At 72.3% G+C, this 21,030-nt stretch carries 16 protein-coding genes; 6 read left to right on the forward strand and 10 right to left on the reverse strand.

The features are described 5' to 3' along the window. Positions 1–22 precede the first annotated feature (22 nt). The 6 genes from ABZ860_RS25045 to ABZ860_RS25070 form a co-directional block, all read right to left on the reverse strand. Complete coding sequence (locus ABZ860_RS25045) at positions 23–1,045, reverse strand: hypothetical protein (protein WP_357224374.1); 1,023 nt, start codon at positions 1,043–1,045, stop codon at positions 23–25. Beyond that, positions 1,038–1,637, reverse strand: a complete 600-nt coding sequence (locus ABZ860_RS25050; RefSeq protein WP_357224376.1) for a hypothetical protein — start codon at positions 1,635–1,637, stop codon at positions 1,038–1,040. Before ABZ860_RS25050 ends, ABZ860_RS25045 begins: the two co-directional genes overlap by 8 nt. A 520-nt stretch (positions 1,638–2,157) precedes the next feature. Then, positions 2,158–3,465, reverse strand: coding sequence for a homoserine dehydrogenase (locus ABZ860_RS25055; RefSeq protein WP_357224379.1), 1,308 nt, complete (start codon positions 3,463–3,465; stop codon positions 2,158–2,160). A gap of 42 nt (positions 3,466–3,507) precedes the next feature. Next, on the reverse strand, positions 3,508–4,866 hold the full coding sequence (gene lysA, locus ABZ860_RS25060; protein ID WP_357224518.1) for a diaminopimelate decarboxylase: 1,359 nt from the start codon (positions 4,864–4,866) through the stop codon (positions 3,508–3,510). A gap of 176 nt (positions 4,867–5,042) precedes the next feature. Continuing rightward, positions 5,043–5,735 (reverse strand): anticodon-binding protein, encoded by a 693-nt coding sequence (locus ABZ860_RS25065; RefSeq protein ID WP_357224381.1) that lies wholly within the window; start codon positions 5,733–5,735, stop codon positions 5,043–5,045. After that, positions 5,732–6,400, reverse strand: coding sequence for a TetR family transcriptional regulator (locus tag ABZ860_RS25070; protein ID WP_357224384.1), 669 nt, complete (start codon positions 6,398–6,400; stop codon positions 5,732–5,734). The genes ABZ860_RS25065 and ABZ860_RS25070 overlap by 4 nt, the downstream gene beginning before the upstream one ends. Positions 6,401–6,516: 116 nt before the next feature. Between ABZ860_RS25070 and ABZ860_RS25075 the strand changes: the two genes are divergently transcribed. After that, the gene (locus ABZ860_RS25075; protein ID WP_357224386.1) at positions 6,517–7,446 is read left to right on the forward strand and encodes a zinc-binding dehydrogenase; all 930 of its coding nucleotides are present in this window, start codon (positions 6,517–6,519) and stop codon (positions 7,444–7,446) included. Between the two features lie 10 nt (positions 7,447–7,456). Here the strand turns inward: ABZ860_RS25075 and ABZ860_RS25080 are convergent, their stop codons facing one another. Further along, a complete protein-coding gene (locus ABZ860_RS25080) occupies positions 7,457–9,478 on the reverse strand; it encodes a glycosyltransferase (RefSeq protein WP_357224388.1) in 2,022 nt (673 codons plus the stop codon). A 252-nt stretch (positions 9,479–9,730) separates the two neighbouring features. Here ABZ860_RS25080 and ABZ860_RS25085 point away from each other — a divergent pair, with 252 nt between their 5' ends. From ABZ860_RS25085 to ABZ860_RS25095, 3 genes are all read left to right on the forward strand, one after another. Continuing rightward, on the forward strand, positions 9,731–11,419 hold the full coding sequence (locus ABZ860_RS25085; protein ID WP_357224390.1) for an asparagine synthetase B family protein: 1,689 nt from the start codon (positions 9,731–9,733) through the stop codon (positions 11,417–11,419). Between the two features lie 208 nt (positions 11,420–11,627). After that, positions 11,628–13,373, forward strand: a complete 1,746-nt coding sequence (gene treS / locus ABZ860_RS25090; RefSeq protein ID WP_357224392.1) for a maltose alpha-D-glucosyltransferase — start codon at positions 11,628–11,630, stop codon at positions 13,371–13,373. A gap of 166 nt (positions 13,374–13,539) precedes the next feature. Beyond that, positions 13,540–14,130: a superoxide dismutase family protein gene (locus ABZ860_RS25095; protein WP_357224394.1), complete on the forward strand. Its 591-nt coding sequence runs from the start codon at positions 13,540–13,542 to the stop codon at positions 14,128–14,130. A gap of 70 nt (positions 14,131–14,200) precedes the next feature. Here ABZ860_RS25095 and ABZ860_RS25100 read toward each other — a convergent pair whose 3' ends face one another. From ABZ860_RS25100 to ABZ860_RS25110, 3 genes are all read right to left on the reverse strand, one after another. Continuing rightward, positions 14,201–16,474: an FtsX-like permease family protein gene (locus tag ABZ860_RS25100; RefSeq protein WP_357224397.1), complete on the reverse strand. Its 2,274-nt coding sequence runs from the start codon at positions 16,472–16,474 to the stop codon at positions 14,201–14,203. 76 nt (positions 16,475–16,550) lie between these two features. Beyond that, on the reverse strand, positions 16,551–17,306 hold the full coding sequence (locus ABZ860_RS25105; RefSeq protein WP_357224398.1) for an ABC transporter ATP-binding protein: 756 nt from the start codon (positions 17,304–17,306) through the stop codon (positions 16,551–16,553). A 156-nt stretch (positions 17,307–17,462) separates the two neighbouring features. Continuing rightward, the gene (locus ABZ860_RS25110) at positions 17,463–17,969 is read right to left on the reverse strand and encodes a PadR family transcriptional regulator (protein ID WP_357224399.1); all 507 of its coding nucleotides are present in this window, start codon (positions 17,967–17,969) and stop codon (positions 17,463–17,465) included. A gap of 135 nt (positions 17,970–18,104) precedes the next feature. On the opposite strand from ABZ860_RS25110, the gene ABZ860_RS25115 reads away from it, so the two are divergent. Next, the gene (locus ABZ860_RS25115) at positions 18,105–19,367 is read left to right on the forward strand and encodes an ABC transporter substrate-binding protein (RefSeq protein WP_357224402.1); all 1,263 of its coding nucleotides are present in this window, start codon (positions 18,105–18,107) and stop codon (positions 19,365–19,367) included. A gap of 2 nt (positions 19,368–19,369) precedes the next feature. After that, positions 19,370–20,698 carry an ABC transporter substrate-binding protein gene (locus ABZ860_RS25120; protein WP_357224404.1) on the forward strand — a complete coding sequence of 443 codons (1,329 nt, stop codon included), beginning with the start codon at positions 19,370–19,372 and terminating at the stop codon, positions 20,696–20,698. The last annotated feature ends 332 nt before the right edge of the window (positions 20,699–21,030 follow it).

Raw genomic sequence — 21,030 nt, forward strand, 5'->3', positions numbered from 1 at the left:
GGAGCTGTGGTCCTCGTACGGGTCAGGCGGCTTCGCCGTCCAGGGGGCGGCGGCGGAACCGGCGCAGGTTCACGACCAGGAGGACCGCGGCGGCGAGGGCCGTGGCGGCGCAGGCGGCGAGGACCGGCAGGCTGGGGTCGCGCTCCGCCGCCGCCCGCTCTCCGGCCGCGGGGAAGGTGATCGTCCCGGTGGCCGTACGGCTGACGCGGCCGCTGCGCAGGGTGAGCCGGAACCTCCAGGGCCCGGCGGGCAGGTCGTCGCCCAGCAGCACGGTCACCTGACCGTGGCCGCCGGGAGGCAGGGTGGTGGCGCGGGTGCTGCGGAACGGCCCGGCGCTGAGCGCGCTCGGCCCCTCCGACAGCCGCACCTCGGCCTCCAGGTCGACGGCGCGCTCCCCCGTGTTGCCGACCTGGGCCGAAAGCCGCGGCCGCCCGTCGTCGGCGCGCCCGGCCGTCACCTCGCCGATCCTGAAGGTCGTCGGCGGTTCGCCGCCCGGGCCCACGTCCAGGTAGGTGCGGACGCCGACCCGGTTGACGAGCGCGATGTTGCCCGACGGGCCGGGCGAGGCCGAGGAGATCTCCGCCCAGATGACGGCGTAGCGCTCTCCCCTGGAAGCCGTGGGCGGCACCGCGACGGTGGCCGTCACCGGGACGTGGCCGTGTGGCGGCAGGTCCACCGACGTCCGGTCGAGCGTGATCCACGAGGTCAGCTCGTTGGCGGTGCGCGCGGGGGCGAACGTGAAGCCGTCGTCGCCGATCCGGGCCGCGGCGGGATACACGTTCACGTGCTGCCGCTCCGACGAGGTGCTGAAGACCTCGAGACGCCGGGTGAACGTGGTGCCGGGATTCACGTGGTCGACGATGAACGCGTGCGCGCGCGGGTCGTCAAGACGGTTCTCGGGGATCTCCAGCAGCCGGATGCCGAACCTCTCCGGGCGCTGCCGCTGCTCGTCGCCGGCGGCCGCCGCCGACGCGACGACCGCCGCGTGCAGCACGATCGCGATCAGTCCTGCGACGATGATCCTCGGGGTTGGGCGGTCAGGCAACGGAGTGGTTCACCGTGCCGGTGTAGGTGCCCGCCACCGCCTGGGCGGGGACGTTGACGACGATGGTCGGGTTCCACGTGGCGGAGTTGACGCCGGAGCCGCTCACCTTCCTGAACGCGGTGCGCGACACGTTCAGCGACTCGGCGTCCCCGGCGGTCGCCTGTCCCGGACTGAAGTCGGCGGGGACACCGCCGGTGTACGTCCCGGTGCCCGACCAGTAGAGAACCGCGGTGTCGGGCACGGTCTCCGCAGGGGTGCCGCCGCCGGTGGTGAAGCCGCCCGCGGCGGCCGACACCGTGGCCACCCACGTCGCGGCGAGCGCGGCGCGCTGGTCGGACACCGTGACCGGCCCCAGCGTGCCGCTGATCTGACCTCCCGGCGCGCCGCTGCCGATGTTCACCGGACCGTCGGGCACGGTGATCGTCAGGCCGTCGGGGGCGTTGACGGTGAAGGTGACCGTCGTGGGACAGGTGGTCGACGCCGGGCAGGTGGCCGCCCCGGCGGGTGACGCCGTCGACGTCACCGTCAGCGCCGTCATCAGCGCCAGTCCTGCGATGCCGGCCGACGGCGCGGCGACACTCCTCTTGCCCATCTGCCGATCTCCTCCGTCGATGCGACCGCCCCGTCCGGGCCGCGGTCGGTGACATCCTGGCCGGTCCGGGGCGCACGGCAGGGTTCTTCCGTCGGCGTCTGGAGACCTTTTGTGATCAGATGACGACCGGCGGGGACGCGCGGCCCGACGTCCACGGTTACGGCTGATCACGGCGCGGCGACGGCAAGAGGCCGCCCGGGTGCCCTACCCTGCCGTGGGTCGTTCACAGGCGAGATCGGCCGCGTGGCTGCGGAACGACGGCACGGTGACGAGGAAGGCCTTACATGCGGCAGGTCGGTGTAGGCGTGATCGTGACGGCGACGCTGGCCGCGTCGATCGCTGCGCCGGCCGCGCTGCCCGCCTCGCTGTCCGCCGTGCCCGGCCTCGCCCCTGCGGCGCAGGCCGACACGGGAACGGCGCTGGTCCCCCTGCGGGCCGAAGCGCTGACGATCACCGCCGCAGCAGCAGGGACTCCCAGGTCGAGCACCCGGGAGTCCCCTCAGACAGAGCCGTCGCGGCGTCAGGGCGTGTCGTCGCCCTCGACCCGCATGACGCTCGCGACCGCGCGCACGATGTTCAGGTCGCGCAGGTCCTTGATCGTGCCCGACAGGGCGGCGTCGCTGGCCCGGTGGGTCACCAGCACGAGCTGGGCGTCGTCGCCACGGCCCTCCTGCCGCACGGTCTGGATCGACACGTCGTGGCTCGCGAAGATCTCGGCCACCCGGGCGAGCACACCGGGCTTGTCCGCGACGTCGAGCGACACGTGGTAGCGGGTGACGCTGTCGCCCATCGGGTGGACCTTGAGGTCGGCGTACGTCGACTCCTCCGACCCGCGGGTCCCGGCGAGGCGGTTGCGGGCCACGGCGACGATGTCGCCCAGCACGGCGCTGGCGGTGGGCGCGCCGCCCGCGCCCGCGCCGTAGAACATCAGCCGCCCGGCCGACTCGGCCTCCACGAACACGGCGTTGTACGCCTCGCGCACACCTGCCAAAGGGTGCGACCTCGGGATCATGGCGGGGTGCACCCGGACGCCGACCGACCGGCCGTCGTCTGAGCGGGCGCAGATGGCCAGGAGCTTGATGACGTACCCCATGCCCTTGGCCGAGGCGACGTCGGCCGCGGTGATCTCCGTGATGCCCTCGCGGTGCACGTCGGCGGCCGTCACCCGGCTGTGGAAGGCGATGCCGGCCAGGATCGCCGCCTTGGCGGCGGCGTCGAAGCCCTCGACGTCGGCCGTGGGGTCGGCCTCGGCGTACCCGAGCGCCTGGGCCTCCTCCAGCGCGTCGTTGAACGAGGCGCCCGTGGAGTCCATCTTGTCGAGGATGTAGTTGGTGGTGCCGTTGACGATGCCCAGCACGCGGCGCACCCGGTCGCCGGCCAGCGACTCGCGCAGCGGGCGCAGCAGCGGGATCGCCCCGGCGACACTCGCCTCGAAGTACAGGTCGGCGCCGTTCTCGCGGGCGGCCCGGTGGATCGTCGCGCCGTCCTCGGCCAGCAGCGCCTTGTTGGCGCTCACCACGGACTTGCCGTGCGCCATCGCGGCGAGGATCAGCGACCTGGCGGGCTCGATGCCGCCGATCACCTCGACGACGATGTCGACGTCGTCGCGGGTGACCAGGGCCTCCGCGTCGGTCGTGAGCAGGGCGGGGTCCACGTCGGTGTCCCGCTTGCGCCCCATCCTGCGTACGGCGACGCCGGCCAGCTCCAGAGGGGCGCCGACACGGGCGGCCAGGTCGTCGGCCTGACCCTGGAGCAGACGCACCACCTGCGACCCGACGACGCCGCAGCCCAGCAGCGCGACCCTGAGCGCCGGTTTGGCTTTACTCACGACCCCTCCTCGCTTCGCCGCCGGACTGTCCGGGACGGCCGGTCACAGCTGCCCCCTGAGCAGGTCGTCCTCGGTCTCTCTGCGGATGATGACCCGCGCCTGGCCGTTGGACACCGCGACGACGGCGGGCTTGGGCAGATAGTTGTAGTTGTTGGCCAGCGACCGGCAGTAGGCGCCCGTGCCGGCGACGGCGATCAGGTCGCCGGGGGCCAGGTCGCCCGGCAGGTACAGGTCGCGCACGACCATGTCGCCGCTCTCGCAGTGCTTGCCGACCAGGCGCGACAGCATCGGCGCCGCCTGGCTCACGCGGGACGCGAGCACGGCGGTGTACTCGGCGCCGTACAGGGCCGTGCGGATGTTGTCGCTCATGCCGCCGTCCACGCTCACGTAGGTGCGCAGGCCCTCCACGTCCTTGACCGTGCCGGCCTCGTAAAGGGTCACGCCGGACACTCCGGCGATCGAGCGGCCCGGCTCGACCGTGAGGCGCGGCACCGGCAGTCCGGCCGACTCGCACACCTTCGTGACGATCTCCCGCAGGCCGTCCGCGATGACCTTGACGTCCAGGGAGTCGTCGCCCACCACGTAGGGGATGCCGTATCCGCCGCCGAGGTCCAGCTCGGGGAGCACCACGTCGTGCTCCTCCTTGATCTCGACCAGCAGCCGGGCCAGGCGGCGGGCCGCGACCTCGAAACCGCCGGTGTCGGTGATCTGCGACCCGATGTGGGAGTGCAGGCCGACCAGTTCGAGCTGCGGCAGCGCGAGGATGCGCCGCACCGCCTCGGCGGCGGCGCCGCTGCTCAGCGACAGGCCGAACTTCTGGTCGTCGTGAGCGGTCGCGATGAACTCGTGGGTGTGGGCCTCGACGCCCACGGTCACCCGGATCATCACCTTCGGCCGCACGCCGTGCTCGTCGGCGAGGAAGCCGAGGCGGGCGATCTCCTCGTACGAGTCGACCACGATGTGGCCCACGCCGGCCTGGACGGCCTTCTCCAGCTCGGCGAGCGACTTGTTGTTGCCGTGCATCGTGATCCGCTCGGGCGGGAAGCCCACGCTGAGCGCCACGGCGAGCTCACCGGCGCTGCACACGTCGAGGCCGAGGCCCTCCTGGTCGATCCAGCGGGCGACCTCGCGGCACAGGAACGCCTTGGCGGCGTAGTGGACCTCGCCGTCGTGGAAGGCGGACCGGTACTCGCGGCAGCGTGAGCGGAAGTCCTCCTCGTCGACGACGTACAGAGGCGTGCCGAACTCCTTCGCCAGGTCGCGCACGTCGATTCCGCCGATCGTGACGGCGCCGTCGGCCCGGCCGGACGTTCGCGGCCAAATGGCCGGTTCGAGCGCGTTGAGATCCGCGGGCACGTGATGCGGACGCTCCTCGGGCAGTCCGGCGGTCACGGCGACGATCGTTGAGGCGGCGTGCAGGTCGCCGGCAGGATGGGCGAATCGACTCACCCGAACGAGGCTAGCCGACCCGGCGATTCACTCGCGCCCGCTGTTCACCCTGCGAGACGGCCTCGACGGAAGATATTCACATCCCCAGGTCATCGGCGACAGCACTTTCAGCCAGCCGCTGGTTTTGTTCAGATTTTGCCGGGTGGGGCGACACCGAGCTCCGCCAGTCCCTCGCCGAGCACCCTGCGTACCGCGTCCCCCATCCGCACCCGGGCCGCGTGGACCTCCGACGGCGGCTCGTCGCCTCTGGGGATCGGGGACGCGCGCTCGACGGCGGTGTGGTAGACCTCGGCCAGCCGTTCGAGATATGCCGCCCACCCCGGATCCCGGCTGTCCCTCCTGCTCGGCAGCTCGGCCAGCACCCGCAGCACGGCCCGGTCGAACGGCCCGTCGAGGAGCTCGAGCCGCGCCACCGCATCGACGCTCACGCCGAGCTCGCGTGCCCACCGCCGCACGGCGCCCGCCCGCACGTACGCGTACCGGACGGCGAAACCCGGGTTGTCCCAGGTGCGCGGGAAATCGGGCCATGGTGCCGCGGCACCCCTCGCCGGCGCAGACACGGTGAGCGGCAGGGCCAGCACGTCATCGACGATCTCTCCCGGCACGGCGACGCCGATGACGAGGAAGCCGTTCGGGCGCACGTCCACGCGCCGCACCCCCGGCACCGCGCGCAGCCGAGCGGCCAGCCGCTCCGCCGCCTCGGCCGGGGGCTCCGCCGTCGCCCGCAGCGCGGCGGTGGAGGCGAACAGCGCCTCCCGCTCCCACGACCCCTGCGGCACGGGCGGCGCGCCGAGCACGGCGCGCAGCGCCTCCATGATCATGGCGAGGCCGGGGCGTCCTTGGGCGCGGCGGTCAGCGTGAGGCACCCGGAAATCGCGGCGAACGCCTCTCGCAGGCACGCGGCCAGATCCGCGGCCCCGGGCTCGCCCGGCATGGACGTCCAGGACTCCAGAGCGGCGTGCCAGGCGGCGATGAGCATGTCGAGCACGAGTCTCGCCCGCAGGTCGTCCGCGCCGCCCAGATCGAAACGGCGGCGCAGGATCGCGAGCGCCTCACGGGTGGTGCGGTCGCAGAAGTGCAGGCCGTACGCCCCCACCGAGGGAATCCGCGCGGCCAGCCGCTCGCCGAGCCGGACCTGGCGCGCCCATCCGTCGTCGGTCATCCGGCCGACGGCGGCGAGCAGGCAGTCCTGCGCCAGCTCGATGACGGGGCGCCCGGCGCCGGGCTCGCACCGCTCCAGTTCGTCGAGGAACGCCGCCCACATGTCCTGGGCGGGCGTCAGCGCGACGTCTTCCTTGCTGCCGAAGTTGCGGAAGAAGGTGCGCTTGGAGACCTCCACGGCCGCGCACAGGTCGTCGAGGGTCGTCGCCTCGAAACCCCGCTCGGTGAACAGTTCCAGGGCCGCGTCGACCAGCGCCCGGCGGGTGCGCAGCTTCTTGCGCTCACGCAGCGGGAGCTCGTCGGCCGGAACGGCGGTGGTGGTCATCGCGGCCAGTCTAGCCTCGCCGCAAAGTGCCGCTTGAGGGCAAATGTCACCGAGTGGCATAGTGAGGGGCCGCAGCGATTCTGCCACCGAGTGGCACTTTCTCGAAGGGACGACTCATGCGCGCTCTGCTCGTCGACAGGTCCGCGCCCGCCGGCCTACGGCTCGGCGAGGCTCCGGACCCCGAGCCCGCCCCGCATCAGGCGCTCGTCCGGGTGACCGCGACCTCGCTCAACTACGGCGAGGTCAGGTTCGGCATCGAGAACGCCCCCGACGGCGCCATACCGGGATGGGACGCGGCCGGGGTGGTCGAACGGGCCGCCGCCGACGGGTCCGGCCCCGCCGCGGGAACCCCCGTGGTGACGCTCGGCGCCGACGGCGCGTGGGCGGAGTACCGGGCCGTGGACACCTCTCACATCGGCACGCTTCCGGCGAACGCCGACCTCGGCGCGATCAGCACGATCCCGGTGGCCGCCGGCAGCGCGCTGCGCGCCCTGCACCGGCTCGGCCCCGTCCTCGGCAGGAGGGTGCTGGTCACCGGCGCCACCGGCGGGGTCGGCAGGTACGCCGTGCAACTGGCCCGGCTCGGCGGGGCCCACGTGATCGCGTCCACCGGCGATCCCGGGGCGCACGGCGACGGCCTGCGGGCGCTCGGCGCGCACGAGGTGGTCGACCGGCCGTCCGCCCTCGGCGACCCGGTGCACGGCGTGCTCGACATGGTGGGCGGGCCCACCCTCGTGGAGGCGTACGACAGGCTGGCCGAGGGCGGCACCCTGGTGGCCGTGGGACATGTGACCGGCGAGCCGGAGACCTTCCCGTTCGGCGCGTTCTTCGGCGACCAGGCCCGTCATGACCGTTCGGTGGTCACGTTCTTCCTGCTCGCCTGCGGCGGGCTCGCTCCCGACCTCACCTGGCTCGCCGGGCAGGTCGCGTCCGGCCGTCTCGATCCGGGGATCTCCTGGCGCGGCGGCTGGGAGAAGGCGCAGGAGGCGGTGGCGCTCCTGCTCGGCCGCCGCCTCCACGGCAAGGCCGTGCTCGACCTCGGGTGAGGCCGGTGGGCTAGAACAGGGCGAGAGGCTCGGCCGGGACGTAGCCCTCCAGGCGCGCCGAGCCGAGCAGCGAGCCCTCCGCCGAGTCGCGGACGCAGACGTAGGAGTAGCGGTCGGCCGAGTAGACCCGCACCCCGTCCGTACGGCACTGCCGCATCAGGACCTCGCCCCACTCCTCGGAGACGTCGGCGAAGCCGAGGTCGGTGAGGATCTGACGGCGGGCCAGGACGGTGCCGCCGGCCACCTCGGGCAGGAACCGGTGCTCGGCCCCCGGCTGGCGCAGCAGGGTGGCGCCGGTCCCCGGCAGATGGGCGTAGAACGACGCCTTCCCCAGCACCTCGGCGTCGGTGGAGGCGAAGTGCCGGACGAGGTCGGCCAGGTAGTGCTCGCCGTACAGGTCCCTCGCGTCGAGCACGGCCACGTAGTCGCCCTCGGCGAGCCTGACCGCGCGGTCGAGCGCGGCGCCCCGCGTGATCGGCTCCTGGGTGGCCCGGACGACGACGTCGAGGTCCGGGCACGCCTGGCGGACCGTCTTGTCCACCAGACCCGCGTCCAGGCCGTCCGCCACGATCACGATCTGGCCGGGCCGTTCGACCTGACGGGTGACCTGGGCGAGCAGACGGTCCAGCTCCGCCGGGTCGGAGACGGCGGTGATCGCCGTGATCACGCCGCTGTTGCGCACGCTCGGCACGCCGAGGGTGTCGAGGATCGGGTCGAGCAGCGGGGTGACGCTGGTGCGGGCCCGCCAGGCGAGGTGGGCCTCCCTGTCCAGGTGTCCGGCGTCCGCCATGAGGATCTCGGCCGCCGCGAGGATCTCCTCGCCCTTGGCCCCGGCCCGCACCTGGAGCACCGGGGTGCCGCAGGCCGCCACCTCCCCTATCACCCGCGGCTCGGCGTCGGCGCCCGCGATCACCAGGGCCGGCTGCCGGTAGGCCGTCAGCACGTCGTCGTACGGCGTGGGGTCGTCGTCCTGCCCGGCCAGCGACTGCCAGGCCGCGCCGCCCGCCGGAGGGGTGACCGTGCCGAGAGTGACGATCTCCCCGGTCCTGCCGCCCTCGGCGGGAATGGGGTTGTGCACGCGGGGCTGGATCGCGTGCGGAAGCACGCCGACCCGGTCATGCCGCAGCGCCGAGCGCCACTCGCGGGCCCGGGCCTCGGTGGTCGCCAGCACGTACTCGAAGTGCTCGGCCGCCGGCACCGCCCGCGACACCGCGCCGCCGGAGTGCCAGAACACCGTCTTGACCCCCCGCTTGTGGCAGGCCGCCACCAGGTCGCGCAGCGCGCGCGTCTCCCCGGCCAGCGCCTCCAGCCAGCGCCCGCCGTTGCCCTGCCGGGGGCCGGGCCGTACGGACTCGACGAACAGCACGTGCGGCCGCTGCTGGTCGAGCATGGCCTCCCAGTTGTCCGGGCCGAAGTTGGTCACCAGCCGCCACTCGTAGCGCAGCAGCGCCTCGGTCTGCCGGTCCACGATCGCGGCGACCGTCATGTACGGCCGGGCCGTCGGCCCCTTGGGGACCACGAACGACTCGGCGAGCGGCGCGGAGACCTGCGGGGCCTTGGGCTCGGGCGCGGCGGGGGCCGCCTTCACCTCGGGCACGGCGGGGATCTCGGGCTTGAAGTCCGAGCGCTTGGGCGCGGGGCGCTTCCTGACCGGCGCCTTGAGCGTCCTGGCCACCGTGCCGGGCTTCTTGCTGTGGATCGCGTCGCCGAGCTTGATCCACCGGCTCTCCTGGAGCGAGGCGAGCTTCCAGTTGGCGACCTCGGTCTGGTACTTCTGCTCGGCGAGCTGCTTGGCGAGCTGGGCGTTCTGCCGCTCGGCCGTCTTCAGCCGCGCCTCGGCCTCACGCATCCTGGTCAGGGCCTCGGCCTCCGAGCGCGCGACCTCCTCCAGCCGCCGCTGGTAGTCGCCGATCAGCCGGGCGAGCTCCGCCGCGCCGGAGGCCCGCTCCACCGCCTCCGCCAGCGCCTGCCGCAGCGCCGCCGGGTCGCTCCGCTCGGGCTGTCCGGCTGCCGGCTCGCTTACCTCGCTCATAGGGGGTGACTCCGCGGTAGACCTTCAGGACCAGAGTCACAATATTCGCAGAACGCCCTGATCGCTCTCAGGCAGAGCCGAGACCTCGTTCGCCACATCCCCCGCGGCCGACACTCCGGCCACTCCGCGACCAACCAGCACGAACCTCACGGCCAAACGACGACGACACCAGCGGCTAACCGGGCCGGCTCCTTTTGAGCGGGGCGGCCGGGAGGTCCGTAGACTCGGCTGCGGTTCAAGGGAGGGCAAACCGTGCGCAAGGGTGAGTGGCCGCGATTCCAGGCCAGGTCGTACGTCTGCGGGGCCGTCGGGCCCTTCGAGCAGGCAACGCTCGACCTGCTGGCACGGTCGGGGCCGGCCGTCCAGGCGGTGCACACCGCTCCGGAGGCCGCACTGCTCGCCTCGGCTCCGCTGACGCCGTACGCCACGGGAGCCCGGGCGACCGCGTACGCGTGGGGCGGCCGCACGCCGCAGACCGGGGGCGAGCCCCGGGCGAACGCGTGGCTGCGGGTCGCGGAGACGTACGAGACCCCGGGCCTGGTGGACGAGCCGGAGACGGTGAGCCTGCACACGGGCGGTCTCGGCCTGGCCGACGTCTACTACCTCCAGGACGGCGACGCCGTCTACTTCTCCTCGCTGATCGAGCCGCTCCTCGCGCTGGCCCGGCGGCCCTACGAGGTGAACTGGGAGGCGTGGGCGGCGATCCTCACGCTCACCTACCCGCTCCTTGAGGACACGCCGTACCGCCAGATCCGGCGCCTGCCCGGCGCGACCGCGCTGACCTGGTCGCGGCGCGAGCGCAGGCTGCGGGTCGACCGGCGGGCCCCGCGCTGGGTGCGGGAGGAGCCGGTGGACCGGGGCGTGACGGGCGGCGACCTGGTCGCGCTGCTGCACGACGCGCTCAAGCCGTACGAGCGGGTGCTGGTGCCGGTGAGCGGCGGCTACGACTCGCGGCTGCTGGCCAGCGTGGCGGTGGCCAGGAAGATGGACGTCGAGTCGTGGACCACCAGCCCCGACGACGGGCTGGACAACGACATCGACTTCGCCCGCTACATCACCCGCGAGCTGGGCATCCCCCACCGGATCATGCCGCAGGACCCGGCCGCCTACCCGCAGGAGGCGCTGTGGGCGGCCCGCCGCCTGGAGTTCCTCACCAGCCACCACGCGTGGTACTCCCCCTTCGCCCGGGAGGTGCACGGCGCGGGCCGGGCGCTGGTGGACGGCCTGGCGGGCGGCCCGCTGATGAAGAACTTCCTGATCACGGCGGACGCCGTCGGCGCGGGGACTGGCGCGTCCCGCCGCGAGGCGCTGCTGAAGGCGCTGGCGACCGGCGAGGCCCACATCCCCGTGCTCGGCGAGGCCGCCGCCACGTGGATGGACGACCGGGTCCGTACGGCGTTCACCCGGGCGACCTCCATGCTGCACGGGCACCGGGCCGAGCTGCCGTTGAGCGTGCTCCACACCCGGACCGTGCGGGGCATCGCCCGGTCCCCGGTCAACCTCGTCGGCCCCGAGGCGACCCCGGTCTTCCCGTTCCTGCACCCGGAGTTCTTCGACGCGGCGCTGTCGGTGCCGGTCGTACGCAAGGAGGGCGGCAAGTTCTACCGGGAGGTCCTCCGGGCCGCCAACCCCCGCGTGGCGGCGCTGCCCTCGACCAACACCCCGCTGATGCCGAACCGCCGGGTGCCGCTGCGCTCGAACGGGCCGGTCGCCCGCGAGTGGAACCACCGGATGCTGGTCAGGGCCGCGCGGATCCCCGGCCTGATGTCGCCCCAGATGCTGGACGCGATCGCCGGCGGGCCGGACGCCCTGACCGCCTTCGGGTCGTGGAATTCGCGGTTCTGGCTGCGCGCCCTGGTGGCGTTCGGGGCCTGGCTGGCCGACTACGAGGACGTGCTCGGCGACCTCACCCCGCCCTGGCCTGCGCCGTCGGGCGGGTAGCCCGCACAGTCCTGGGGCGCGTCCGTGCGGTAGCAGTGCGTGATCACCTGAAAACAGGTAAAAACTGCATGTCAAACCGGCGTCAGCCTTTTCGGTCAGGCCACTTCTGGTGGTAGTTTTGGTCAAATAGAGCCAAACATCATGGCGTGAGCTTCAAAGCTCGGGTGTGACCTGACAACACGCTCCTTCTTTCCCAAGCGAGAACCAGATGAACGCTGCTGCGCCCTGCCCTGACCCGGTTCCCGGGTCGTTCGGCGCCACCATCGGTGCGGCCTCCGGCGATCTGCCGGAGATCACCGACTTCACCTCTCAGGACCCCCGCTGGTACAAGCGCGCGGTCTTTTACGAGGTACTGGTCCGCGGCTTCAAGGATTCCAACAGCGACGGCACCGGCGATCTGCGCGGGCTGATCGAGAAGCTCGACTACCTCAAGTGGCTCGGGGTCGACTGCCTCTGGCTGCTGCCGCTCTACGAGTCCCCGCTCAAGGACGGCGGCTATGACATCTCCGACTACCTCAAGATCCTTCCGGAGTTCGGCGACCTCGGCGACTTCGTGAAGCTGATCGAGGCCGCGCACGAGCGCGGCCTGCGGGTCATCACCGACCTCGTCATGAACCACACCAGCGACCAGCACCCGTGGTTCCAGGCGTCCCGCACCGACCCGGACGGCCCGTACGGGGACTTCTACGTCTGGTCGGACGACCCCGACAAGTACTCCGGCGTCCCCATCGTCTTCGTGGGCACCGAGGAGTCGAACTGGACGTACGACCCGGTGCGCAAGCAGTACTACTGGCACCGGTTCTTCCACCACCAGCCCGACCTGAACTACGACAACCCGGCCGTCCAGGAAGCGATGATGGAGGTCATCCGCTTCTGGCTCGACCTCGGCGTGGACGGGTTCCGGCTGGACGCGGTGCCCTACCTGTTCGAGCGCGAGGGCACCTCCTGCGCCGGGCTGCCGGAGACGCACGACTACCTCAGGAGGATCCGCGCCGAGGTGGACCGGCTCTACCCCGACCGGGTGCTGCTCGCCGAGGCCAACGGCTGGCCGGAGGACGTGGTCGAGTATTTCGGCGACCCCACCGTGGGCGGCGACGAGTGCCACATGGCCTTCCACTTCCCGCTGATGCCGCGCATCTTCATGGCCGTGCGCCGGCAGAGCCGCGAGCCGATCTCCGAGATCATGTCGCGCACCCCCAAGCTGCCGGAAAGCGCCCAGTGGGGCATCTTCCTCCGCAACCACGACGAGCTGACGCTCGAGACCGTGACGGAGGAGGAGCGCGACTACATGCACGCGGAGTACGCCAAGGACCCGCGCATGCGCGCCTACCTCGGCATCCGGCGGCGCCTGGCCCCCCTGCTGGAAAACGACAGGGACCAGATCGAGCTGTTCACCGCGCTGCTGCTCAGCATGCCGGGCTCGCCGGTCATGTACTACGGCGACGAGATCGGCATGGGCGACAACATCTGGCTGGAGGACCGCGACTCGGTCCGCACGCCGATGCAGTGGACCCCTGACCGCAACGCCGGGTTCTCCGACGCCGACCCCGGCCGGCTGTACCTGCCGGTGGTCATGGACCCGGTGTACGGCTACCAGTCGGTCAACGTCGAGGCCCAGATCAAGAGCGAGTCGTCGCTGCTCCACTTCACCCGGCGGATGCTGCAGATCAGACGGGAGCACCCGATCTTCGGCACCGGCAGCTACACCGAGCTGTGGTCGCCGAACCCGAGCGTGCTGGCCTTCCTCCGGGAGGAGGGCGACGACGTGGTCCTGTGCGTGAACAACCTGTCGCGCTTCGCCCAGCCGGTCGAGCTCGACCTGCGGCGCTTCGCCGGCGTCACCCCGGTCGAGTGCCGCGGCGGGGTCTCCTTCCCGACGGTCGGCGACCTGCCCTACCTGCTCACGCTGCCGGGCTACGGCTTCTACTGGCTGTCCCTGCGGCCGTCGTCCTGATCCGGACACCCGGCACGCCCCGCCCTTGGGCCCTTCGCGGGCCCCTGGGCGGGGCGTCGTCGCACTCACGGCAGACTTGACGCCGTCTTGGCCCGCCCCCTCCGCCCGACGTGCCTACCGTGACGTAGACGGGCGGATCGCTCGCATCGGCGAGAGGGGGAGCCTCATGCTCCGGCATACCTACGTGTCTTTGGCCGCCGCGTTGGTCGCGGGCGCGGCCGTCTCGGGGATCGCCACGGCACAGACGGCGGCGGGGCCGCGCGACATCGACGCCTCCGCGACTCTCAGGAACGCGCAGGGTCAGAACGTCGGGACGGTCCACGTGGAGAACGACGAGAACGGCGGGACCGAGGTGAAGATCGTGACCACCGCTCTGCCGCCCGGATTCCACGGCGTGCACATCCACGACAAAGCCGTCTGCGACCCGAACTCGACCGACCCGGCGACCGGCAGCCCCTTCTTCAGCGCGGGCCCGCACCTGGGCTCGGGCTCGCACCCCGGGCACGCGGGGGATCTGCCCGATCTCCTGGTCCGCGGCGACGGCGTGGGCAGGGCTGCCGTCGTCACCGACCGATTCAGGGTGGAAGACCTGCTGAGCGGCGACGGCAGCTCGATCGTCGTCCATGCCAAGCCGGACAACCAGGCGAACGTCCCCGGCCGCTACAGCCGTTCGGGGACGGCCGGGCCCGACGCCGAGACGCTCAAGGCCGGCGATTCGGGCGGCCGGATCGCCTGCGGCGTCTTCAGGAGGGGCTGAACGGCACGGCCCGTGGAAGACCGGCGGGGCCGCGCCGGCTCCGCCGGGCGCGGCACAGTCCGCCGTTCCCTCAGCGGGCGGTGACGGGCACCTGCGCCCGCGCCGCCCGCCTGGCGGGGATCAGCGCCACCAGCAACGCGGCGCCGATCGCGATCAGCAGGGTCGCGGCGAGCACGCCGGGTGTCGGGGCGCGGCCGATGCCGGCGCCGACGCCGCTGCCGCGGCCCTCCAGGTCGATCAGCCACCGCGACCACGCCGCCCCCGCCGCGGCCCCCAGCACGACCCCCACCGCCGCGGGCAGGCCGGTGGCGGTGACCAGCGTGGCCATCACCTGGCGGGGAGTCAGGCCCATCGCCTTGAGCACGGCCAGGTCGAAGACGTGGTCGCGCAGCCCGAGCGCGCTCGCCGTCAGCAGGCTGGCCAGCCCGATCAGGGCCAGCACGGCGACCAGCGCGACGATGATCACGCGGATGACCGCGAGCCGGTCGGCCGGGTTGACGGCCTGGGCCACCTCCAGCCCCTGCCCCTGCAGGCGGGCGCGCACCTGGGCCGCGTCGGCGCCGGGCCGCAGCACCAAGGCGTAGAACTGGGGCGGCAGCGCGTCCTTGGCCGCCAGGCTGTCCACCCCGAACGACAGCACCTCGCCGTCCTGCTCGGGCTCGACCACCCGGCCCACGATCCGCACGATCAGCGGGGTGCCCCCGATCGTCATGCGGACCCGGTCGCCGATCCGTACGCCGAGGAGGTCGAGCAGGCCCTGCCCGGCGACCGCCTCGCCCCGGTCGGCGAACATCCGGCCCTCGACGACCGGGAAGGGGTACGGGTCGGAGGACAGGCCGAGGGCCCTGGTCCGCACGGTCCTGGTCTGCCAGGGGACGAGCGCGTCGAGCTCGGCGCCGGGGTAGGCCGCGACCACGTCCTGGTCGGCCATCGCGCGCTGGCGCGCCTCCTCGGCGGTCAGCTCGCCCGGCCGCACGGTCAGCGCCGCCGCCTGACCCACGCTCTCGGGGTGGCGGATGAAGTCGTCCAGGGTCGTCCAGCAGCCGAGCCCTATCGTGATCATCATCATCGGGATGGCGACGCCGCACACCGTGAGCGCGGCGGGCGTCCTGCGGGTGAAGGCGTCCCTGGCGCCGAGGACGAGCGCGGGCGGCAGCCGTACGAGCAGGGCCACCCGGGCGAGCCGCGACAGGTGCCCGCGCGGCGGCCCCGCCGGGGCGGCCGGGATCGGCGGGGTGCGCCCGCCGCGCCAGGCCGGGATCAGCACCGCGACCAGCACCGTCAGCGACGTCCCCACGATGATCGCGCCGAGCGGGCCGGCCGACAGCGGCACGACGACCGTCTCCCCCAGGGCGTACGCCGTGATCAGCCGGGCGGCGACCGCGCCGATGGCGATGCCGAGCAACCCGAGCGTGCCGTGCTCGGCGACGAGCATCCGGACCACCTGGCCCCGGGTGAACCCGAGCGACTTGAGCGTGGCGATGTCGCGCAACTGCATCAGCACCCGGCCTCCGGCGGCGTTGGCGAGCGCCAGCGCGGCGGCGACCAGGCCCGCGCCGCCGAACAGCGCGAGCAGCAGGCCGAGCAGCCGGTTGTCGAGTTCCATCGAGGCCCGCACCTCGCGCCAGGTCGTCACCCGCTGCACCTGGTTGCGCATGGTGAAGACGGCCCTCTGGACGACGAGATCGGTGGTAGCGGGGTCGGCCAGCCGTAGCCCGGTCACGGTCTCGGTGCGGCCGGGCGCGGGCTCGACCACGTTCAGCGTCTGCGCGAGCGTCCAGGCCAGGCCCGGGGTCCACTCCGGATAGAACCCCTGGTCCCCGCTCTCCGCCAGCCCGGCGACGGTCAGCGAGTGGGTCGCGCCGTTCAGTCCGGTCACGGTGAACGGGCTGCCCGGCCGCAGGCCGAGAGCGCGGGCGAACGACCGTTCGACGACCACGCCGTTCGGGGTGCGCACGTCGAGCCAGCGCCCCTCGCGCAGGAGCGGGCGGGCCACGGCGGGGAAGGCCGCCGGCGTCTCCTGCAAAGTGATCGGCACCCGCCGGCCGCGGGTGACCAGCGTGGCGGGCGCGCTGCGGTAGGGTCCGGCGACGTCGGTCACGCCGTTCAGACGGCGCAGCGCGGACACGTCGGGGACGTCCTTGCTGTGGATCCAGATGTGCGCGCTGTTGCTGCGCTCGAACAGGCCGCGCCAGGGGTTGGTGCCGTCCTCGAGCAGCGTGGCCGCGATGATCAGGGCGGTGACGATCCCCGCCACCGCGAGGACCGTCAGCGCGGCCTGGGCCCGGCGCGCCCGCAGGTCCGCGCGGATCCACCGCAGCTCCGCGGTCCTCGTCGTGATCAAGCGGCCCCCTCGCGCCGGTCCGGGCTTTCCGGACTCTTCGCACCTGCGGCCGGGGGAGCCTGGTGGCCGGACGGTCTCAACTGCGCAGCTCCACGACGTCTCCGGCCGCTCCCAAAGGGCGCCGGCGCGACTTCGGGATCGCGCCGTCGTCGACGATCTGGCCGTCGAGCAGGCTGACGACGCGGTCGGCCATGCTCGCCACTCGCGCGTCGTGGGTGACCAGCACGATCGTCTGGCCCTGCCCGTGCACCTGGCCGAGCAGGCGCAGCACGTCGCGGGTGTTGCGGCTGTCGAGGTTGCCGGTCGGCTCATCCGCGAGCAGCAGCCGGGGCTGGTTCGCGAGCGCGCGGGCCAGCGCGACCCGCTGCTGCTCGCCCCCGCTGAGCTGCGCGGGCGACGCCTCGGCGCGGTCGGCCAGGCCGAGCTCGCCGAGGAGATACTCGCGCCGTTCCCTGGCCTGCCGGGGCGAGACGCCGCCCAGCAGCGCGGGAAGCTCGACGTTGTCGGCAACGGTCATGTTGGCGACCAGGTTGAAGAACTGGAAGACGAAGCCGATCTTCTGCCGGCGGAGCACCGCCCACCCGCTCTCCGAGAGCGTGTCCGCCCGCCTGCCGTCCAGCCAGATCTCGCCGCTGGTGCGCGTGTCCAGGCCGCCGAGCATGTGGACGAGGGTGGACTTGCCCGACCCGGACGGGCCCATGATGGCGACGAACTCGCCCGCCTCGACGGTCAGGTCGACCCCGCGTACGGCGGGCACGGGCAGCCCGCCCGTCTGGTAGATCTTCACCACGTTGACGGCCCGTACGACGGGAGCGTCGGCGCGCTCGCTCATGCCACCCCCTCGCCTGGCGGCTCGGGGTCGCATTCGCGAAACGCCCCGTGCTTACCGATTCGCTCGCTCCGCTCGCTCATGCCACCCCCTCGCCTGGCGGCTCGGGGTCGCATTCGCGAAACGCCCCGTGCTCACCGATTCGCTCGCTCCGCTCGCTCATGGCAGGTCCTCCTGGCAGCGTTCGAGCCAGTCGAGGTCGGCCTGCAGGTGGAGCATGGCTCCCTCGATGAGCAGCAGCGCGACGCGGTTGGCCGGGTCGGTGCGCTCGGCCAGCTCGCGAAGGTCCCTCATGAGCGCAAGGTAGTGCCGTCGCTGCCGGTTCACCAAAGCCATGCGGTCGGACAGCCCGGTCATCGGCGCCAGCACGAGCTTCATGAAGAACTCGTCACGCACCCGGGGGCCCTCGGTGGGCTCCTCGACCCAGGTCTCCAGCGCCTCCCTGCCGGTGGCGGTGATGTAGTAGACCTTCTTGTTCGGCCGGTTGGCCTGCTCGACGTCGACCGCCCGGACGTACCCGTCCTTCTCCAGCCGGCCCAGGGTCACGTAGATCTGGCCGATGTTGGGCGACGGGTAGGCGCCACCGAAGATCGTTTCGAGTGCCTGTTTCAGCTCGTATCCGTGGGCAGGTTCCTTCGCAAGGAGCGCCAGCAGCGACTGCCGCACGCGCCCACCCCCCAGCCATGTCGAGCAGTTATCGGAGCGTTACGAGCTCATCCGTTGACGCTCACATTATCGCTATGCATAACATGCATGCACCTACCTAACACGTATGTAACCGGCTTTTCACGCGGAGGCCACATGGTTCGCCGAGCCGTCGCCGTCCTGGCTACCTTCCTGGTCGCCGGGTGCGCAGGGCTTGCCGACACCGGCGCCGAGTCCGCGGTGGGCAGCGACGGCACCGGGCCGATCACACTGGCGATCGGCAGGGACACCACCGCGTACCTCCGCCCGCTGCTGGACCGGTGGAACCAGGCGCACCCGGACGAGCCGGTGTCGCTGCTCGAGCTGCCCGAGGCGGCCGACGAGCAGCGCGCCCAGATGGTGGCCAACCTGCAGGCGCACAACGACGTCTACGACGTGCTCGCGCTCGACGTGATCTGGACGGCGGAGTTCGCCGACGCGGGCTGGATCGCGCCGCTCGACCGCAGCCTGTTCCCCCTGGACAAGCTGCTCAAGGGCGTCGCGGACACCGCCATCTACCGCGACAGGCTATGGGCCGCGCCGTACACCAGCAACGCCGGCCTGCTCTACTACCGGTCGGACATCCTGAAGAAGGAGCATCTCAAGCCGCCCAAGACCTGGGCGGAGCTGCGCGAGCAGGCCTCCCGCCTGAGCGCGAAGTATCACATCGGGGGATATGCCGGGCAGTTCCTGCCGTACGAGGGGCTGACCGTCAACTTCGCCGAGGCCGTCCAGTCGGCGGGCGGGTCGATCCTCAGCCCGGACGCCCGCACGGTCACGATGGACCTCGGCAGCGCGCGGGCCGCGCTCGACTTCCTCGCCGGCGGCGTCAAGGAGGGGTGGATCCCCCGTGAGGCGCTGACGTACAAGGAGGAGGAGTCCCGGCTCGCCTTCCAGGAGGGGCGGCTGCTGTTCGCCCGCAACTGGCCCCACGCGTACGGACCGGCCGCCCACTCGAAACTGGCCGGGAAGTTCTCGGTCGCCCGGCTGCCCGGCCTGAACGGGCCCGGGTCGAGCTCCCTGGGCGGCTACAACCTCGCCATCAGCGCCTTCTCGAAGCGGCAGAAGTCGGCGCTCGACTTCATCCGCTACTTCACCGGGCTCGACAACGAGCGGCTCGTGCTCACCGAGGGCTCGTTCCCGCCGGTGTGGGCGGAGCTGTACGACGACCCGGCGCTCATCGAGCGCTTCCCCTATCTGCCCGCGCTCAAGGAGGCGATCGTCTCGGCCCGGCCCAGGCCGGTCACCGCCGACTACAACCAGGTCAGCCTGCTGATCTCCAGCGCCGTCTCCGGCGCGCTCACCCTCGACAAACCCGTAGACGAGACCGTCGCCGACCTGAAACAGGGGCTCGGCGAGGTCATCCAGTTCGGAGGATAGATATGCGCAAACTCCCCCCCATCATGGTCGCGTGCCTCGCTCTGGCCGCCGCCGCCGCGTGCGGCAGCGACTCCGGCAGCACGCCCGCGGCCTCGGGCAGCGCCCCGGCCGCCGGCGGCGGCGCCGCCAAGCCGCTGGAGGGTGTGAAGGTCGAGGTCGCCGCGAAGTGGACCGGCGACGAGCAGGCCAACTTCGAGAAGGTGCTCAAGGCGTTCGAGGAGAAGACCGGCGCCAAGGTCACCTACGCCTCCACCGGTGAGGACACCGGCGCCTACCTCGGCCCCCGCATCCAGGGCGGCAACCCTCCGGACGTCGCGATCCTGCCGCAGCCGGGCCTGGTGCAGCAGTACGCCGACGAGAACGCGCTCAAGCCGCTGTCCGCCGAGGTGCAGGCGCAGATCGACCAGAACTACACCCCGTACTGGAAGGAGCTCGGCTCCGCCAAGGGCCAGGTGTACGGCGTGCTCGTCAAGGCGGCGCACAAGTCCCTCGTCTGGTACCGCCAGTCGGCCTACGACGACGCCGGCGCGCAGCCCGCGTCCACCTGGGACGACCTGATCAAGAACGCCCAGACGCTGTCCGACTCCGGCGTCTCGCCGTTCGCGCTGTGCGCCGCCTCCGGCTGGACGCTGACCGACCTGTTCGAGAACGTCTACCTGTCCACCGCGGGCCCGGAGAACTACGACAAGCTCTCCAAGCACGAGATCCCGTGGACCGACGCCTCGGTCAAGACCGCGCTGGAGAAGCTGGCGCAGATCTTCGGCAAGAAGGAGTTCATGCTCGGCGGCTCGTCGGGCGCGCTGCAGACCGACTTCCCGACCTGCGTCACGCAGGTGTACGCCCAGAAGAAGGCCGCCATGGTCATCGAGGCCGACTTCGTCGCCGCCTCCCTGGGCCAGTCGGGCGCCAAGGTCGGCGAGGAAGCCAAGATCATGCCGTTCCCGAAGGCCGGCGACACCGCTCCGGTCATCCTCGGCGGCGACGTCGCCGTGGTGATGAAGGACAACAAGGGCGCGCAGGCGCTGGTGGAGTACCTGGCGTCCAAGGAGGGCGGCGAGGTCTGGGCCAAGCAGCCCGGCTACCTGTCCCCCAACCGCAACGTCTCCCCCGACAACTACCCCGACGAGCTGACCAAGCAGCTCGCCCAGACGATCATCTCGGCCGGTGAGTCGGTGCGCTACGACATGTCCGACCTCGCGCCCAGCGCCTTCGGCGGCACCGACGGCAAGGGCGAGTGGAAGGACCTGCAGGACTTCCTCCGCAACCCCTCCGACGTGAAGGGCGCGCAGGAGAAGCTCGAGGCGGACGCCGCCAAGGCCTTCAAGAAGTAAAGGAAGGACGGCCGTGACCGAACGGTTGGACGGCCCGCAGGCCGCCGGCGGCGGAGAATCCGCCGCCGGGGCCTCCTCCGGCCCGCTCGAAACCCCCGCAGATCCGTCCTCCGACTCCCCCCAGCCGGGAACTGCCCTCTCCGGCTCCGACTCCGACACCGACGTCGACACCGACGTCGACACCCCGGCCGCCTCGGACTCCCTGACCGCTTCCGAGGAGCCGCCGGCGGGTCCGGCGGCGGCGGGGTACGCGACGGCGGCCCCGCCCGGCGCGGTCGCCACGGCGGGCGCGGCGAAGGCGCCCGTACGTCTCGGCCCGTCGCCGAGACTGG

Source organism: Microbispora sp. NPDC046973, from assembly GCF_040644495.1.
Classification (GTDB): domain Bacteria; phylum Actinomycetota; class Actinomycetes; order Streptosporangiales; family Streptosporangiaceae; genus Microbispora.

Coding starts and splice junctions, on each gene's coding strand:
- ABZ860_RS25095 (WP_357224394.1), top strand. CDS start 13,540: ATGCTCCGGCATACCTACGTGTCTTTGGCCGCCGCGTTGGTCGCGGGC.
- ABZ860_RS25080 (WP_357224388.1), bottom strand. CDS start 9,478: ATGAGCGAGGTAAGCGAGCCGGCAGCCGGACAGCCCGAGCGGAGCGAC.
- ABZ860_RS25105 (WP_357224398.1), bottom strand. CDS start 17,306: ATGAGCGAGCGCGCCGACGCTCCCGTCGTACGGGCCGTCAACGTGGTG.
- ABZ860_RS25120 (WP_357224404.1), top strand. CDS start 19,370: ATGCGCAAACTCCCCCCCATCATGGTCGCGTGCCTCGCTCTGGCCGCC.
- ABZ860_RS25115 (WP_357224402.1), top strand. CDS start 18,105: ATGGTTCGCCGAGCCGTCGCCGTCCTGGCTACCTTCCTGGTCGCCGGG.
- ABZ860_RS25070 (WP_357224384.1), bottom strand. CDS start 6,400: ATGACCACCACCGCCGTTCCGGCCGACGAGCTCCCGCTGCGTGAGCGC.
- ABZ860_RS25075 (WP_357224386.1), top strand. CDS start 6,517: ATGCGCGCTCTGCTCGTCGACAGGTCCGCGCCCGCCGGCCTACGGCTC.
- ABZ860_RS25065 (WP_357224381.1), bottom strand. CDS start 5,735: ATGATCATGGAGGCGCTGCGCGCCGTGCTCGGCGCGCCGCCCGTGCCG.
- treS (WP_357224392.1), top strand. CDS start 11,628: ATGAACGCTGCTGCGCCCTGCCCTGACCCGGTTCCCGGGTCGTTCGGC.
- ABZ860_RS25050 (WP_357224376.1), bottom strand. CDS start 1,637: ATGGGCAAGAGGAGTGTCGCCGCGCCGTCGGCCGGCATCGCAGGACTG.